The following is a 13,898-nucleotide window of genomic DNA, read 5'->3' as shown; positions in this document are numbered from 1 at the left end:
CGCGGACTCGCCGTCCCAGACACCGCCGAGCAACGAGAGTGGACCATGGAACTGCTCAAATAGGCATGATGTTGACAAATCAGATTCCACAGAATCAGCCGGTTGACGTTGCCCTCGACGGCGCCGGAACTGTAGGGCAGGGACAGGCCGTTGCGGACGGCATCGAGGTCGCGGCGGAGGTTGCGGGCGAAGGACGCGAGCGGGGCCAGGGTGTCCTGCTCGGCGTCGGCGATCCAGTCCTCGAGACGGTCGCCGTGGCGTGCGGTCATCATGACGGCAAACTTCCTGACGTGGAGAGTGAGCCGTTCCAGCTCGGGATCGCGCTCTCGCAACCGGTGCAGGTTGTTTGCGTGCTCGTCCCGCAGGTGTTCGGGGTGGGTCATGATCCAGGAGGTGACCTCACGGACCGACGGGGGCCTGGGCCCCACGGCGGGCGCATGTCCGCGCCCGGTCCGATAGCGCCGCAGGTGACGCTGGACCGCCAACTCGCCTCCGGGGTAACCGAGGTATTGGATTTCTCGGTAGAGCTGGGCGGCGTTTCTGACCCCTTCGTTCCAGCGTCGGTGCAGGTAGCCGACGTACGGGTCAACGATGTGTGCCCGCTGCAGGCTCTTGGCGACGACATCATCGGCGGAGCGGGCGTTGACCAGCTTGCGGACGGTGGCCTGGTGCAGCCCGAGATTCCGCCCGATCGCCGCCTTCGACATCCCCTGTTCCCACAGCTCGTGGGCGGCGGCGTGCTGTTCACGCAGCCGCGTCACGATCCTCAGTTCCGCCGACGGCTGGACCACCTCCGGCTGGTCCTCCAGCGCGTCGCGTGTGCCGACAGGTTCGGAAGGCAGTTCGGCCAGACGGGAGCGATGGGCGTTCACGCTCTTCTCGACCGCCTGACCGAGGTTGGCCCACAGGTGATAGCGGTCGGCCACTTGTTCTGCCTGCGGCGCCCCGATCCGCGCGCCCTCGCCGTATCCACTGGAGCGGTCACGGCAGATGACCTTCACCTCGGGATGGCTGCGGAGCCAGGCAGCCAGGTCCTCGCTATCGCGTCCGTCGTAGAGGTGCAGCGGCCGGTGGGTGGCCATGTCGATCAGCAACGTGCCGTAGTGGCGGCCCTTGCGAAAGGCGAAATCGTCGACGCCCAGCACCTCCACGTCGCCGACATGCGGTTCGGGCAGCGCCCTGACCAGGCGCAGGAGGGTGTCCTTGCCCACCGTGATGCCGATCACCCCCGCCAGACGGGCTCCCGCCCGGCCCGCCAGGGCCAGGCCGACTTGCATCAACACCCCACGCAGCAACGGGGTGTAACGGCTATGTGGAGTCGTCAGTCCCGCGATCTGCTCGGCGAACGTCACGGCCGGGCATGCGGCGTTCTCGCAGCGGAAGCGGCGTATGGATAACTCGATCACGACACCGGTATCGCCCACCGCGACGTCACGCAACCTTCGGACGTACCGGCCATGCACCCGCGTCGAACTCTGGCCGCACCGGCAGGCCGCGGTCGCCGCCCGCACCCGCGTCCTGAGCATGACCTTGTCCGGCTGTCTCTCGACCTCCTCGATCAACAATGCGGACAGGTACGGGAACAGCTCCAAGAGCACATCACGAGGGCACGCGATGCATGATCGCGAACGACTGACGCGCCCCGCTAAAGCGTCCGCATCACAAGATCGTCGACAGAACCCGGATCTTCACGTGGATCGCGTCGATGAAGACCACTGGATAGACGGCGTCGAGCGGCCGGTTCTGCCACTCGGCCATGCCCTCGAGGACCTTGTCGGTGATCGTGGAGATCGTCTGGCGGGATACGTCGGCGCCATAGACCTCAGCCAGGTGGGCCTGGACCTCGCCGGTCGTCAGGCCCTTCGCGGCGAGCGAGATGACCATCTCGTCCACGCCGGACAGACGCTTCTGCCGCTTCTTGACGATCCTCGGCTCGAAGCTTCCTTCCCGGTCGCGAGGCACGGCTACCTCGACCGGGCCGACATCGGTGAGCACGGTCTTGGCGCGGGTGCCGTTGCGTGAGTTGCCGCCGTTCTTCCCGGCAGGATCGTGCTTGTCATAGCCGAGGTGGTCGGTGATCTCGCCTTCGAGAGCGGACTCCAGGAGCCGCTTGGTCAGCTGCTGGAGCAGCCCTCCCTCGCCGGTCAGTTGAAGGCCCTCGGCCTGGGCCCGGCCTACCAATTCGTCGATCAGCCGGTCGTCCACAGACTTTGCCGGCGCCGCCTCAGAGGGCTCGACAGACTCGGCCTCGGTCATGTTGTTGCTGGTCATCGATGCATCTTCCATGATCGGGAGTTACACCGAACGTTTTACAGTCCCCGCCCTGGCACAACCGAGCCTGACGATCACCGTGCCGGCGACCGCCAACCTGGGCTCTGCCTCGGCCGGCACTACCCACAGCGCGCAACTGGGTACCATCACGGTCACAGGAAGTGATGTCCCCCAGTGGGACGTCACGGTGACCGCGACCGCCCTGACGACCACGGGCGGCAGCATTGCCACCAGCAACATCGCCTACTGGTCCGGACCCGCCACCGCCGACACGGGCAACGGTGCGTGCCACGCCGGACAGAAGACCGCTGCCGAACAAGTCACGCTCAACGCGGCCCGCACGGCCTTCTCCCACTCGGGAGCAACCGCCACCGAGAGCTGTAGCTGGAATCCCACCCTGGTCATCACTGTGCCCGCCACCGCGGCCGCCGGCCGGTACACCGGCACGATCACCCACTCCGTCGCCTGCCCAAGCACACGGGCTTCCGCCACTGCGGGGGTTCGGGGGCCACGTTCGCGTATCCGCAGCCACGTGCCCCGGGCCGGGTGCTTTGCGGCGGGCCGCGGAAGGCTGTTCGGCTTACCGTTCAGATGGCTGGGTTGTCCTGGTAGGTGAAGAAGTTCCAGAAGTCGCTGCCACCGGCGGTGGTGATGGAGACGGGGATGTTCTGGCCCGGGGACTGTGGTGGGGCGATGGCGATGACCTGGGTGTCGGAGATGACGGAGAAGTCGGCGGTGACATTCTCGAAGGCGACTTGCTGCGTGGTGGCGAGGCCCGTGCCAGTGAGGGTTACGGGTGTCCCGCCGCTGGTCGACGCGGTGTTGGGGGTGACGTTGGTGATGACGGGCTGGAAGAGGTAGGTGTAGTAGGGGCCGGAGGCGGTTCCGCCCGGGGTGGTCACGGTGACCGGGAAGGTGCCCGAGGTCTGGGCGTTGGGAACAATGACCGTGAGCTGGGTGTCCGTGGCGGACTCGATGGCGGCGCGGTCGGGGCCGAAGAAGGCGGCAATCGCGCCCGCGAGTTTGAAGCCGCTGATGACGACGGTATTGCCGCCGAAGGAGGGCCCTTCGGTGGGGCTGACGTCGTTGATCTGGGGGGCCGGGAAGTAGACGAAGTCCCCCAGGAAGCCGGTACCGCCGGGGGTGGTGACCGTCACGGGGACCGTCCCGGACCCGGCTGGGGCAACTACGGTGATCGAGGTCGCGGTGTTGGTGAGGATCGTGGCCTCGGTGGTTCCGAAGCGGACGGCGGTGGCGTTGGCGAGGTTGTGGCCGTTGATGGTCACGATTGTGCCGCCGGCGGTGCTGCCCTCGTTGGGAATCAGGGTCAGGGGGATGACGCTGACGGTGCCTGCGTCGGTGTTGGTCACGTAGAGGCGGGTGTCGTCGGCAGTGACGGCGACGCCGGTCGGGCCTTGCCCGACGTTAAGGTTTCCGGTGAGCGTGTTGGTGGCGGTGTTGATCACGCTGACGGTGTTGGAGCCGTAGTCCGCCACGTAGACGTGGGAGCCGTTCTGGCTGACGGTGACGAAACGCGGCTCGGTGCCTACCGCAATGTCCGTGGTGATGGTGTTCGTTGCGGTGTCGATGACGGCGACAGTGTTGCCTGCGAGGTTGCTGGCGTAGCCGCGGGCGCCGTCGGGGGTGACCGCCACGACCGCGGGGCCGTTGGCGCCGGTAATGGTAGCGGTGACCGTGTTCGTGGCGGTGTCGATCACGCTGATGGTGTTGCTGGCGCTGTTGCCGACGTACGCGTGGGCCCCGTCCGGGGCGACCGTCACGCCGATCGGCTGCTGGCCCACCGGGATGGTGGTGATGACGGTGTTCGTGGCGGTATCGATCACACTGACGGTATTCGCGTTCTGGCACGCTACATAGACGCGGGTGCCATCGGGGGTGGCCGACACACCCGTTGGCCCTGCCCCCACCGCGACGCTGGCCGTGATGGTGTTCGTGGCGGTGTCGATCACGCTGAGCAGGGCATCGTCGTTCACGGTCACGTAGACGTGGGCCCCGTCAGGGGCGACGGCCACGAGCGTGGGCCCTGCACCTGTGGCGATGGTGGCGGTGACGGTGTTGGTGGCGGTGTCGATCACGCTGACCGTATTCGTCGACCTGCTGGCGACATAGGCCCGTGCACCGTCGGGCGTCAGAACCACCCCCAGCGGGTTGCTGCCGACAGGAATCACGGCGGCGGGAAACGCCGTCGACGAGAAGCGCGGCTCACTCAGCGGAATTGAGCGGGCATCGGTGAAGACAGACATGGCGGACCCCTTGTTCGAGAAGCGGGATGCCGCCTACGTCTGGTCCAGGCGAAAGCCGCATCGCCGCGTGAATCGGCAGATGGACACCAACTCGCCTTTGGGCCTGAGACGATGGGTTGATTCACAATTACCCTGATAGCCAAGGATTTCAACAGATACTTCATAAGTGTGATGATCGACTGATTGGTTCCAGAGTCATCGCCAGCTGACGCCGGGGGGCCGGGCTAAGCTAATTGACGGCGCGGGGGCGCTTTGTGGTCCGGAGGACACTGTGTCTCGCCTGCTGCCTCACCCCCACGCCGTGCTCGGTTACCGCAAGGACGGCCGGCCCATTCACCCCATCCTCGGCGCGTCCGAGGGCGATCCCGCACAGCCTCCGACCCCGCCTGTGCGGACGTTCACGCAGGACGAGGTGTCGCAGCTCTTGGCCCGCGAGAAGCAGCAGGGCGCCCGCGCCGGGATCGGGGACGTTCTGGCGCAGCTTGGCTTCGACAAGATCGACGACCTCACCGCGTTCGTGAAGGCCCAGAAGGACGCCGAAGCCGCGCAACTCAGTGAGGTCGAACGCCGCGAGAAGGCCGCAGCAGAGCGGGCAGCGGAGGCTGAGCAGCGCATCGCGGCCGCCGCCGCCCGTGAGCGCGCGGCCGAGCGCCGGACCACGCTCGTCAGCCCGCGACCTGCGCCGCCGAGCCTGCTCGCCGCAAGGGCTCCGCGTCTGGACCGGGCACTTCGCCAGATAGCCAGGCGGGGCGGGGAGGTCGTGCTGATCGACGGCACCCTGATCCCCACCCAGCGCCGTACCGGAGCGGCGAACGCCCGAACTACTCGGGCAAGCACCACCGCCATGGCCTGCACTTCCTCGCCCTGACCGACGAGAGGGGCAGGCTGATCTGGATCTCCGCGGCCCGGCCCGGACGCACCCACGACGCCGCCGCCCGCCCGCCGCGACAAGATCGTCGAGCACTTGAAGGCCGCCGATCTCGGCGCGCTGGCCGACCTCGGCTTCATCGGCGTGGACAAGCCCGATAACCTCGATGACCTGGTCGTCGTCACCGGCTACAAGGCCACCCGCGCCCGCAAGCTCACGCCCGGTCAGAAGCAGGCCAACCGGATCCTGGCCGCCGGACGCGCCCCGGTCGAACACGGCTTCGCGAACCTGAAGGCATGGCGCGTGCTCACCAAGCTCCGCACCGACCCCGCCCGCGCGACCGCCCTCCTGCGCGCTCTGCTCGTTCTGACTGGCCTCGAAGTCAACCGATAACAGACGCCCGACGGGCGATCAAGACCGCAGGCCCCCGCCCGCGAATGTCGCCCGCACTCTCGTTCCTGGGCGCGACCGGCGGTCTTGGGGGAACCGTGATCGTCGATGGCGTGTGGCTGATCAGGCGCGGTCGTGGAGAGCGACTTGGTAGCCGTCGGGATCGGCGAAGGTGAATGTCCGGCCGAAGGGGCCGTCGATCGGTGCGGAGACGATGGTCTGACCGTCGGCGACGAGAGCATCGTGGATGGCCTGGACATCGGTGGCGTGGAGCCAGATCGCGGCACCGATGCCGGGCTGGGCAACGGATGAGAGATCGGTGCCGGGAACGACGTCGCGCAGCGCGAACGCGATCGGCTTCGTCTCGAAGACAACGGCGTGCGGAGGTCCGGCCTGCGAGCGGACGAGGCCGAGGTACTGCTCGTAGAACGCCTGAGAAGCGTCGAGGTCGCGTGCCTGGAGCGAGATGAAGTCGGGGCCGGTGGCGGGCATGAGGATACTCCTTCTCTTCGTGTCAGATTCCTGACACGGGCCAATGTATGTCAGAATACTGACATGAGTCAAAACGGTGTCGGCATCGACCTGGACAAATCACTGGGCTACCTGCTGAAAGAGGCTTCGAGCGCCCTGCGCACAGCCATGGAGGAGGTGCTGCGGCCACTCGGGATGAGCGTGACGCACTACTCCTGCCTCGAGCTGCTGGCTCAACGGCCGGGCTTGTCGAACTCCGAACTCGCGCGTGGCGCGTTCGTGACACGGCAGTCGATGAACGTGCTGCTCCAGACCCTGGAACGAGACGACTACGTGACCAGACCTGCGGAGGCGACCGTCGGGAAGGTTCTTCCCGCGCGGCTCACGCCTCGCGGCCGACGGAGCCTGCAGAAGGCGACCGTAGCCGTCCGGTCCGTCGAGGTCAGAATGCTGGCCGGCATGACCGAGACCGAGCAGTCAGGCGCGTTCCGGATCCTGCAGAGCATGATTCATTCCCTGCGCGATAGCAACGACAGCGCATAGCTCGCTCCTCGGCGCACGTCTTGCCGTGCCCGGACAGAACTACAGCCGAGCGTGGGAATCCGTGCAGGCGACCTCACCAAGCTCCGTACCGATCCCGCCCGCGCCACCGCCCCCCTGCGCACTCTGCTCGTCCTGGCCGACCTCCGGCCGACGGACGATCAAGACTGCAGACTCCCGCCCGCGACCAGCACGAGCACCGCGGCCGCGTGTCACGCCAGCCCCTATGACCAGCACGTTCGAAGATGGCGAAACCTCCATAATGGCCAGGAAGCTCTTGGCTGCTCTGGCGTGCCCCCGGCCGCGTGCGCCGATTGCGGAGGCGCACGGGCCGGGCGACAAGGGTCCGTCCGGCTCAGTTTCTGATCCTGATTTCTGGCGGAGGGGCACGAGAAGCGCCCGGTCAAGGGTGGCTTTTCGGGCCAATGACCCGCTATTTCAGCCACGGGTACGCACCGGCTCTCTGGTCATGGCTATGCGGAGATACACACGGCCTATGAACCTGAACCTGGGACGCATCGGCATCTGGAGCCTGGCCTTCACCCACGGGGACCGTGGGGCGGCAAGCGAGGCGGCCACCGAACTGGAAGAACTGGGCTATGGCGCACTCTGGCTCGGCGGCAGCCCGGGAGGCAACCCCCGCGGTGATCTCATCACGACGTCCGAGCTGCTCGCGGCAACCAACCGCGCTGTGATCGCTCCTGCCTGCGTGTCCATCTGGCATCAACCCGCCCACGCACTCGCGGCGGCGTACCACGCGCTGCCAGCGCAGATGCGGGATCGTCTGCTCCTTGGCCTGGGGGTGGGGCACCCGAAGCTCGATCAGGACTACCACCGCCCATACACGAGTCTTCGTGACTACCTGGACGACCTGGACCGTTCACCGGCGTTGATTGCCCGGCCGGCCCGGCTCCTTTGCGCACACGGCCCGAAGATGACGCTGTTGGCCGCCTCCCGGACCGCGGGTATCCAGCCGCACTTCACCACGGTTGGCCACACTGCGCACACCCGCGAACTGCTCGGCGGCGGCCCGCTGCTGGCACCCTCGGCGTCGGTGGTCCTGGAGACGGACCCCGGAAGGGCCCGGGCGATGGCTCGCACCGCGCTCGCCCCCTACCTCGCCCAGGCGAACTACGCCAACAGCTGGCTGCGCTCCGGCTTCACCGCGGACGACCTCGCAGCCCACGGCAGCGACCGCCTCATCGACTCCCTCTTCGCCTGGGGCACCCTCGACCGGATAGCCGAACGGGTCACCGAACGCCTCGACGCCGGCGCCGACCACGTAGCGGTCCAGGTTGTCACCGACTCCACGTACGGATTCCCGCTCGCCGAGTGGCGCTCACTGGCCCAAGCCCTGCCATTGAAAGGCGCTGGGGGCCGGACGGGGGCGGTCTCAGAACCGGCCGCTTATGCGTAGGACTGACCAGGTTCCGCCACCCGCGATGACCAGCAGCTCCGTGACCGGCCAGGGCGCGCTGACCGGGCCACATGTTAGTGTCTCGTGATCCTGTTTGTGGAACCTGAGGCGTCTGTGATCGTTGAGTCTAATATGGATCTCTCCTCTGAACAGATGACTGAGCTGCGGGAGTTGGCGGGTTCGCGGGATGTGCCGGCCGTCGTGGCGCTTCGCGCACGGATCGTGTTGTGGTCCGGCGAAGGGCGGCGGCGTAAGGACATTGCCGAGCTCGCCGGTGTGGCGCCGCTGACGGTGGACCGCTGCAAGGCTCGTTATGCCGAGCGGGGCCTTGCCGGTTTGGAGGAGAAGCGTCGCGGTGGGTCGCGTACCCAGGTGCCGCCGCAGGTACGGGCTCGGGTGATCGCTTTGACGAGGATGTCGCCGCCAGCGGAATCCGGTCTGTCGCACTGGTCGACGCGGACACTCGCCGACCATCTGAAACGGCGGGAGGGCATCTCGGTGTCGTGGCATTACGTCGCCCGCATCTGGCGTGAGGAGAATCTGAAGCCGCACCGCTCGGGCACCTTCAAGATCTCTGAACCGTTCCGGGTTCGGTGGAGACTCAATTCCGTGAAAGGATTGAGTCATGGCACGTCCCTCCTCCTATCCCGTTGAGCTGCGCAAACGAGCGGTCCGTATGGTCGCCGAGGTCCGTGGTGACTATCCGAACGAGTCGGCCGCGCTGCGAGCGGTCGCCCAGAAGCTGGGCATCGGTTCGGCCGAGACCCTGCGGAACTGGGTGAAGCGCGATGAGGTCGACTCCGGGCAGCGGCCGGGGACGACCACGGAGGAGTCCGCGCAGATCAAGGCGATGAAGAAGGAGATCGCCGAGCTGAAGCGGGCGAACGACATCTTGAAGGCTGCGGCGTCTTTCTTCGCGGCCGAGCTCGACCGGCCACACACACGCTCGTAGCGTTCATCGACGAGCACCGGGCCCGCTTCGGCGGTGTCGAGCCGATCTGCCGCGTGCTCACCGAGCACGATTGCAAGATCGCCCCCTCCACCTATTACGCCCACCGCAAGCGGCTCCAGGCCCCGTCTGCCCGCACTGTCCGCGACGCCGGGCTGAAGCCGCTCATCCAGCAGATCTTCGAGGTCAACTACCGTGTCTACGGGGCCAGGAAGGTCTGGCGTGAGCTGCACCGCCAGGGCCACATTGTGGCCCGGTGCACTGTCGAACGCCTTATGCGCGAGCTCGGCGTCACCGGTGCCGTCCGCGGGAAGAAGATCATCACCACAATCCCGGACAGTTCCGTCGAGCGGGCGCCGGACCTGCTGGACCGCAACTTCGTCGCGCCGGCCCCAAACCGCTGCTGGGTCGCGGACTTCACTCACATCACCACTTGGTCGGGAGTGGTCTACGTCGCTTTCGTCGTGGACACCTTCTCCCGCAGGATCGTCGGTTGGTCCGCCGCCCTGTCGAAGGAGACCAGGCTCGTCTTGGACGCCCTGGACATGGCCCTGTGGCAACGCGACCGCGATGAACACCCGCACCAGGCAGGTGAGTTGATACATCACTCCGATGCCGGGTCGCAATATACGAGTTTCCGGCTCGCCGAGCACCTGGACGCCGCCGGCATCGCTGCCTCGATCGGCTCGGTCGGCGACGCCTACGACAACGCCCTCATGGAGTCCACGATCGGCTTGTTCAAGACCGAGCTGATCAAGCCCGGACGGCCCTGGCGAACGCTTTCCCAGGTCGAACTCGCCACCGCCGAGTGGATCGACTGGTACTGCCACCGCCGACTCCACGGTGAAATAGGGCACATCCCACCCGTCGAATACGAGACCAACTACTACCGCGCAACCCCGAAACCCCAGGTCAAAACCACAATCTGAAGTCTCTACCGAACCCGGAACGGTTCACTCGAAAGACCCGGCGTTCGCGGAGAAGGTCGTCGATGTCGTCGGTTTGTACCTGGCCCCGCCCGGTGGCGCCGTGGTGCTGTCGATCGACGAGAAGACGCAGGTGCAGGCTCTGGACCGGACCCAGCCGGTGCTGCCGGTTACTTTCGCGGCCACGGAGAAGCGCACCCACGACTATGTGCGGCACGGCACCACGAACCTGTTCGCCGCGCTGAACGTCACGAAGATCCTCGACGCCTGGGACGCGTACTCCGACGAACACACCGACCTCGACGGCTGGCCCCACGACGACCACGCCTACGGCCTGCGCGCGAGCCAGCGCGACGCCAACACCGCCGAGGCGTTCGAGCCGCTGCGCTACGGCGCACGCCATCTGCTGGCCACGGCCGAGACACAGCTGACCCAACTGCCGGAGAACACGATGCAAGGCCGCTGGGTCTACCAGTTGGGCGTCCTGCGCAGCGCCCTCGACCGGCTGGACGAACTGCACGAGCAGTGGCTAGCTACCCGAGACGCCCTCCCCGCCACCGCCAAGGCCGGCACCGCCGACTTCGACGACGCGCTCGCCGAGCACCACGCCGAATCATGGAGCTACCTCGACGACTGGGCCACCCACGGCAAGGCGGTCCGGGAAATCAACACCGCCGCCCACAAGGCACGTTCGCCGCTGGCCCCCGTACCAGCCCCCGCGCCGGCCCGGCGCACTGCGGCACGGAAGTGAACATGCCCCCGACTCCCGAAACCGTCGAGGTCGACTTCATCACCCCGCGTCACCTCGGGGGCGGCGGTGATCCCGCGTGGGTCACCGTCCCGCTCGTTCGTGCCTGCGGCTGGAGCCACGGCAACGACCCCTTGATGCCGCGTGTCCTGCTCTCCCGCGACGACCAGAAGGCCCTCCTGCGTCTGGAGCCCGTCCCCGACGGGCAGTGGTGGACGCTCAGCCACGCCCCGGAGCCCGGCCGGCCTGGTACGCGAGCTTCGGCGGCCACACCCCGGTGGAGCTGATCGCCGCCCTCACCGACGCGCTCACCGACCCAACGCCCGCAGACCCGCCGTCCGATCCGTACGAGCCGCTCGCAGATGCCGACTGGTGCCCGGTGTACGGCAAGAAGGGCATCGTCTCGCCCGACAGCAACGCCCGGGTCGAACATGTCGTCGGCCGCAGCGTCGATCACTGGGTCGCCACCACCGCCGTCGGTGACCGCCCCGTATGGCAGGCCCGCTTCGGCGAACACACCCCACCGCACCTGATCACGGCGTTCACCACGGCCCTCGCCGACACGCGTCCCGTGGCTCGTACGGAGAGCCCGCTCAGCCTCCCCATCCTCAACCCGGGCCTCGTCACCCGCAGGTCCACCGAGGTGCGCGCTGTGCTCGTCGCCTCCGCTCTCGAAGAGCGCGTCCGCTCCCTGGCCGCCCGCCACGCCGTCCCGGTTCCTGCACAGCGACCAGCGCGACAGGCGCCGCTTACGAACGGCCGCAGTCGCTGAACCCACCGCCCCCGCCCGGAAGTACGTAGTCCTTGCCCCCTTCCTCCTCCAGCAGCAACACCGACGGGTACGACCTCGTCTTGCGCCTCCTGCTCGGCGTGCTCGCTGTCGTCGTCCCCCTGTCCCACCTCGCCTGGCTGTCCGGCAACATCGCCGCCCACCTCACCGGAGGCACCTGGGCGAGGTATCAGCCGACCAATGCCCTGCTCCATCCCGAGCAGGTCTGGCCCGACGCGGGAGAAACGTCCCTGCTGATCGGCGCCCGCATCGTGCCTGTCGTCCTGCTCCTGACCCTCGGAGTTGGAGCGGGCGTCCTGTGGGCCCGGCACAATAACCGGAGCGGCGGCCGGAAGAAGATCACCGACATAGCCAAGGCCCGGGACATCGAGCCGCTGATGGCCAAGGCGATCACCGACAAAGCCCGCTCCCTGCGTCCCAGCCTGAAGAACAGCAAGCACATTGAGGCGAAGGACACCGGGATCCTCCTGGGCAACCTGCAGGGCAGCCGACACGAGGTGCGGATGGGGTTCGAGGACGTCGCCGTCGCGATCATGGCACCCCGCTCCGGCAAGACCACCTCGCTCGCCATCCCCTCCATGCTCAGCGCACCCGGCCCGGTCCTGCTCACCTCGAACAAGGCTGCCGGTGACGCCTTCACCACCGCCTACGAGGCGAGGGCACAGGCGGGGGCGGTGTGGACCATGGACCCGCAGCAGATCGCCCACGCCACCCGCGAGATGTGGTGGAACCCCCTCGCCACCGCGAAAACCCTCGACGGCGCCGGTCGGCTGGCCGGCCACTTCCTCGCCGCGAGCGTCGATGCGTCCCAGCAGGGCGACTTCTGGTCGAAGGCCGGCAGCAACATCTTGTCCCAGCTCCTGCTGGCCGCGGCGCTCGACGACCGGCCCATCACCGACATCATGCAGTGGCTGGCCTTCCCCGCCGACCGCACCCCGCTGGACATCCTCCGCGACCACGGGTTCGCCGCCGTCGCCGCCCAGCTCAAGGGCACCGTCGAGGGCCCGCCCGAGACGAGGGACGGGATTTTCGAGACCGCCCGCCAGTACGCCGCCGCCCTGCTCAACACCGAGATCGCCGCCTGGGTGACACCGCAGAAGGACATCGCCGAGTTCCGGCCCGCCGACTTCGTCACCTCCACCGACACGCTGTTCCTGCTCAGCAAGGACGGAGGAGGCGGGGCCTCGGCGCTGATCGCGGCGTGCGCCGACTCGGTCATGCGTGCTGCGACCGCCCAGGCCGAACGCGCAGGCGGACGTCTCGACCCGCCGATGCTCGCCATCCTCGACGAGGCCGCCAACGTGTGCAAAATCTCGGACCTTCCGGACCTGTACTCCCACCTCGGCAGCCGCGGCATCATCCCCATCACGATCCTCCAGAGCTACCGCCAGGGCCAGAAAGTATGGGGCGACGCGGGCATGGACGCCATGTGGAGTGCCTCCACCGTGAAGGTGATCGGATCCGGCATCGACGACCCCGACTTCGCCGACAAGCTCTCCCGCCTGATCGGCGACCACGACGTGGAAACCACGTCCACCTCGTACTCAGACTCCGGGAAGTCGACCTCGGTCAGCATGCGGCAGGAGCGGATCCTGCCCGCCGACGCGATCCGCGCCCTGCCCAAGGGCACCGCCCTCTGCTTCGCCACCGGCATGCGCGCCGCCATGCTCGACCTCCGGCCGTGGTACCAGGAGCCCAGAGCGCAGGAGTTGTCCGCCGCGTCGGCCCGCGCGTCGCAGGCGATCACCGCCCGCGCCGTGGCGAAGCACGCGCCGACACAGTCCGACTTCGGGAAGGCCGTGTGAGCGATGCACGGCTGCACCTGGTGCCGGTCCGCTCACGCCAGGCGAAGGACTTCGTGCACGCCTGGCATCGCCACCACCTGCCGCCCGCCGGTCAGATCTTCGCCGTCGGCGCCGCCGACGGGACCGGCACGCTGCGCGCCGTCGCCATAGTCGGCAGACCCGTGGCCCGTCACCTCGACGACGGCGCCACCCTCGAAGTCACCCGCACCGCCAGCGACGGCACCCGCAACGCCAACTCCCTTCTGTACGACGCGTCGTGGCGCGCGGCGAAAGCCCTCGGATACCGGCGACTGATCACCTTCACCCAGGAAGGCGAGAGCGGGGCGTCCCTGCGCGGTGCGGGCTGGCACCTGATCGCCAGCCGCCCGCCCCGGACCGGATGGCACACCCCCTCCCGCCCTCGCGTCGACCACGGCAACGACCACGTCGCCCGCTTCCTGTGGCAAGCCCCCTGACCCA

15 protein-coding genes and 2 pseudogenes are annotated in these 13,898 nt (G+C 67.8%); 13 read left to right on the top strand and 4 right to left on the bottom strand.

Going from position 1 to position 13,898, the window contains the following annotated elements; translation table 11 throughout:
* From ACF1B9_RS32530 to ACF1B9_RS32520, 3 genes and pseudogenes are all read right to left on the bottom strand, one after another.
* Window positions 1–1,598 (bottom strand): ISL3 family transposase (locus ACF1B9_RS32530; protein WP_391795960.1); only part of this gene is annotated, 1,598 nt, incomplete at its 3' end.
* 82 nt (window positions 1,599–1,680) lie between these two features.
* Window positions 1,681–2,256: pseudogene (locus ACF1B9_RS32525) on the bottom strand (transposase); the annotation flags it as partial.
* Window positions 2,257–2,858: 602 nt separating this feature from the next.
* Window positions 2,859–4,535, bottom strand: a complete 1,677-nt coding sequence (locus tag ACF1B9_RS32520) for an IPT/TIG domain-containing protein (RefSeq protein WP_391746219.1) — start codon at window positions 4,533–4,535, stop codon at window positions 2,859–2,861.
* 271 nt (window positions 4,536–4,806) lie between these two features.
* On the opposite strand from ACF1B9_RS32520, the gene ACF1B9_RS32515 reads away from it, so the two are divergent.
* The 3 genes from ACF1B9_RS32515 to ACF1B9_RS32505 are packed head-to-tail and all read left to right on the top strand — an operon-like array spanning window position 4,807 to window position 5,796.
* Window positions 4,807–5,403 carry a hypothetical protein gene (locus ACF1B9_RS32515; RefSeq protein ID WP_391746221.1) on the top strand — a complete coding sequence of 199 codons (597 nt, stop codon included), beginning with the start codon at window positions 4,807–4,809 and terminating at the stop codon, window positions 5,401–5,403.
* The gene (locus tag ACF1B9_RS32510) at window positions 5,385–5,564 is read left to right on the top strand and encodes a hypothetical protein (RefSeq protein WP_391795961.1); all 180 of its coding nucleotides are present in this window, start codon (window positions 5,385–5,387) and stop codon (window positions 5,562–5,564) included. The genes ACF1B9_RS32515 and ACF1B9_RS32510 overlap by 19 nt, the downstream gene beginning before the upstream one ends.
* On the top strand, window positions 5,500–5,796 hold the full coding sequence (locus ACF1B9_RS32505) for a transposase family protein (protein WP_391746222.1): 297 nt from the start codon (window positions 5,500–5,502) through the stop codon (window positions 5,794–5,796). The genes ACF1B9_RS32510 and ACF1B9_RS32505 overlap by 65 nt, the downstream gene beginning before the upstream one ends.
* Window positions 5,797–5,916: 120 nt before the next feature.
* On the opposite strand, the gene ACF1B9_RS32500 is transcribed toward ACF1B9_RS32505, so the two are convergent.
* Window positions 5,917–6,285: a VOC family protein gene (locus tag ACF1B9_RS32500; protein ID WP_391746224.1), complete on the bottom strand. Its 369-nt coding sequence runs from the start codon at window positions 6,283–6,285 to the stop codon at window positions 5,917–5,919.
* A 63-nt stretch (window positions 6,286–6,348) separates the two neighbouring features.
* On the opposite strand from ACF1B9_RS32500, the gene ACF1B9_RS32495 reads away from it, so the two are divergent.
* From ACF1B9_RS32495 to ACF1B9_RS32450, 10 genes and pseudogenes are all read left to right on the top strand, one after another.
* Entirely contained in the window at window positions 6,349–6,807 is a 459-nt protein-coding gene (locus ACF1B9_RS32495; RefSeq protein ID WP_391746226.1) for a MarR family winged helix-turn-helix transcriptional regulator, read from the top strand.
* Between the two features lie 493 nt (window positions 6,808–7,300).
* Window positions 7,301–8,221: a TIGR03620 family F420-dependent LLM class oxidoreductase gene (locus ACF1B9_RS32490; RefSeq protein WP_391746227.1), complete on the top strand. Its 921-nt coding sequence runs from the start codon at window positions 7,301–7,303 to the stop codon at window positions 8,219–8,221.
* 84 nt (window positions 8,222–8,305) lie between these two features.
* Entirely contained in the window at window positions 8,306–8,875 is a 570-nt protein-coding gene (locus ACF1B9_RS32485; RefSeq protein ID WP_391746229.1) for a helix-turn-helix domain-containing protein, read from the top strand.
* Window positions 8,847–10,099 (top strand): IS3 family transposase gene (locus ACF1B9_RS32480; protein WP_391746231.1). Its coding sequence is split into 2 segments (ribosomal slippage): window positions 8,847–9,129 and window positions 9,129–10,099, totalling 1,254 coding nucleotides; the frame shifts between segments, so codons are not numbered across the junction. Before ACF1B9_RS32485 ends, ACF1B9_RS32480 begins: the two co-directional genes overlap by 29 nt.
* A 28-nt stretch (window positions 10,100–10,127) precedes the next feature.
* Window positions 10,128–10,346 (top strand): annotated as a pseudogene (locus ACF1B9_RS32475) (IS630 family transposase); the annotation flags it as partial.
* On the top strand, window positions 10,326–10,847 hold the full coding sequence (locus ACF1B9_RS32470; protein WP_391746310.1) for a hypothetical protein: 522 nt from the start codon (window positions 10,326–10,328) through the stop codon (window positions 10,845–10,847). The pseudogene ACF1B9_RS32475 and the gene ACF1B9_RS32470, both read left to right, overlap by 21 nt.
* Window positions 10,848–10,849: 2 nt before the next feature.
* On the top strand, window positions 10,850–11,131 hold the full coding sequence (locus ACF1B9_RS32465; protein WP_391746232.1) for a hypothetical protein: 282 nt from the start codon (window positions 10,850–10,852) through the stop codon (window positions 11,129–11,131).
* Window positions 11,056–11,616 (top strand): DUF317 domain-containing protein, encoded by a 561-nt coding sequence (locus ACF1B9_RS32460; protein ID WP_391746234.1) that lies wholly within the window; start codon window positions 11,056–11,058, stop codon window positions 11,614–11,616. Before ACF1B9_RS32465 ends, ACF1B9_RS32460 begins: the two co-directional genes overlap by 76 nt.
* A 32-nt stretch (window positions 11,617–11,648) precedes the next feature.
* Entirely contained in the window at window positions 11,649–13,439 is a 1,791-nt protein-coding gene (locus ACF1B9_RS32455; RefSeq protein WP_391746236.1) for a type IV secretory system conjugative DNA transfer family protein, read from the top strand.
* On the top strand, window positions 13,436–13,894 hold the full coding sequence (locus ACF1B9_RS32450; protein ID WP_391746238.1) for an XF1762 family protein: 459 nt from the start codon (window positions 13,436–13,438) through the stop codon (window positions 13,892–13,894). Before ACF1B9_RS32455 ends, ACF1B9_RS32450 begins: the two co-directional genes overlap by 4 nt.
* Window positions 13,895–13,898 lie beyond the last annotated feature (4 nt).

The organism is Streptomyces sp. NPDC014727, assembly GCF_043083485.1.
GTDB lineage: Bacteria > Actinomycetota > Actinomycetes > Streptomycetales > Streptomycetaceae > Streptomyces.
This window is presented reverse-complemented; position numbering and strand designations above follow the sequence as displayed.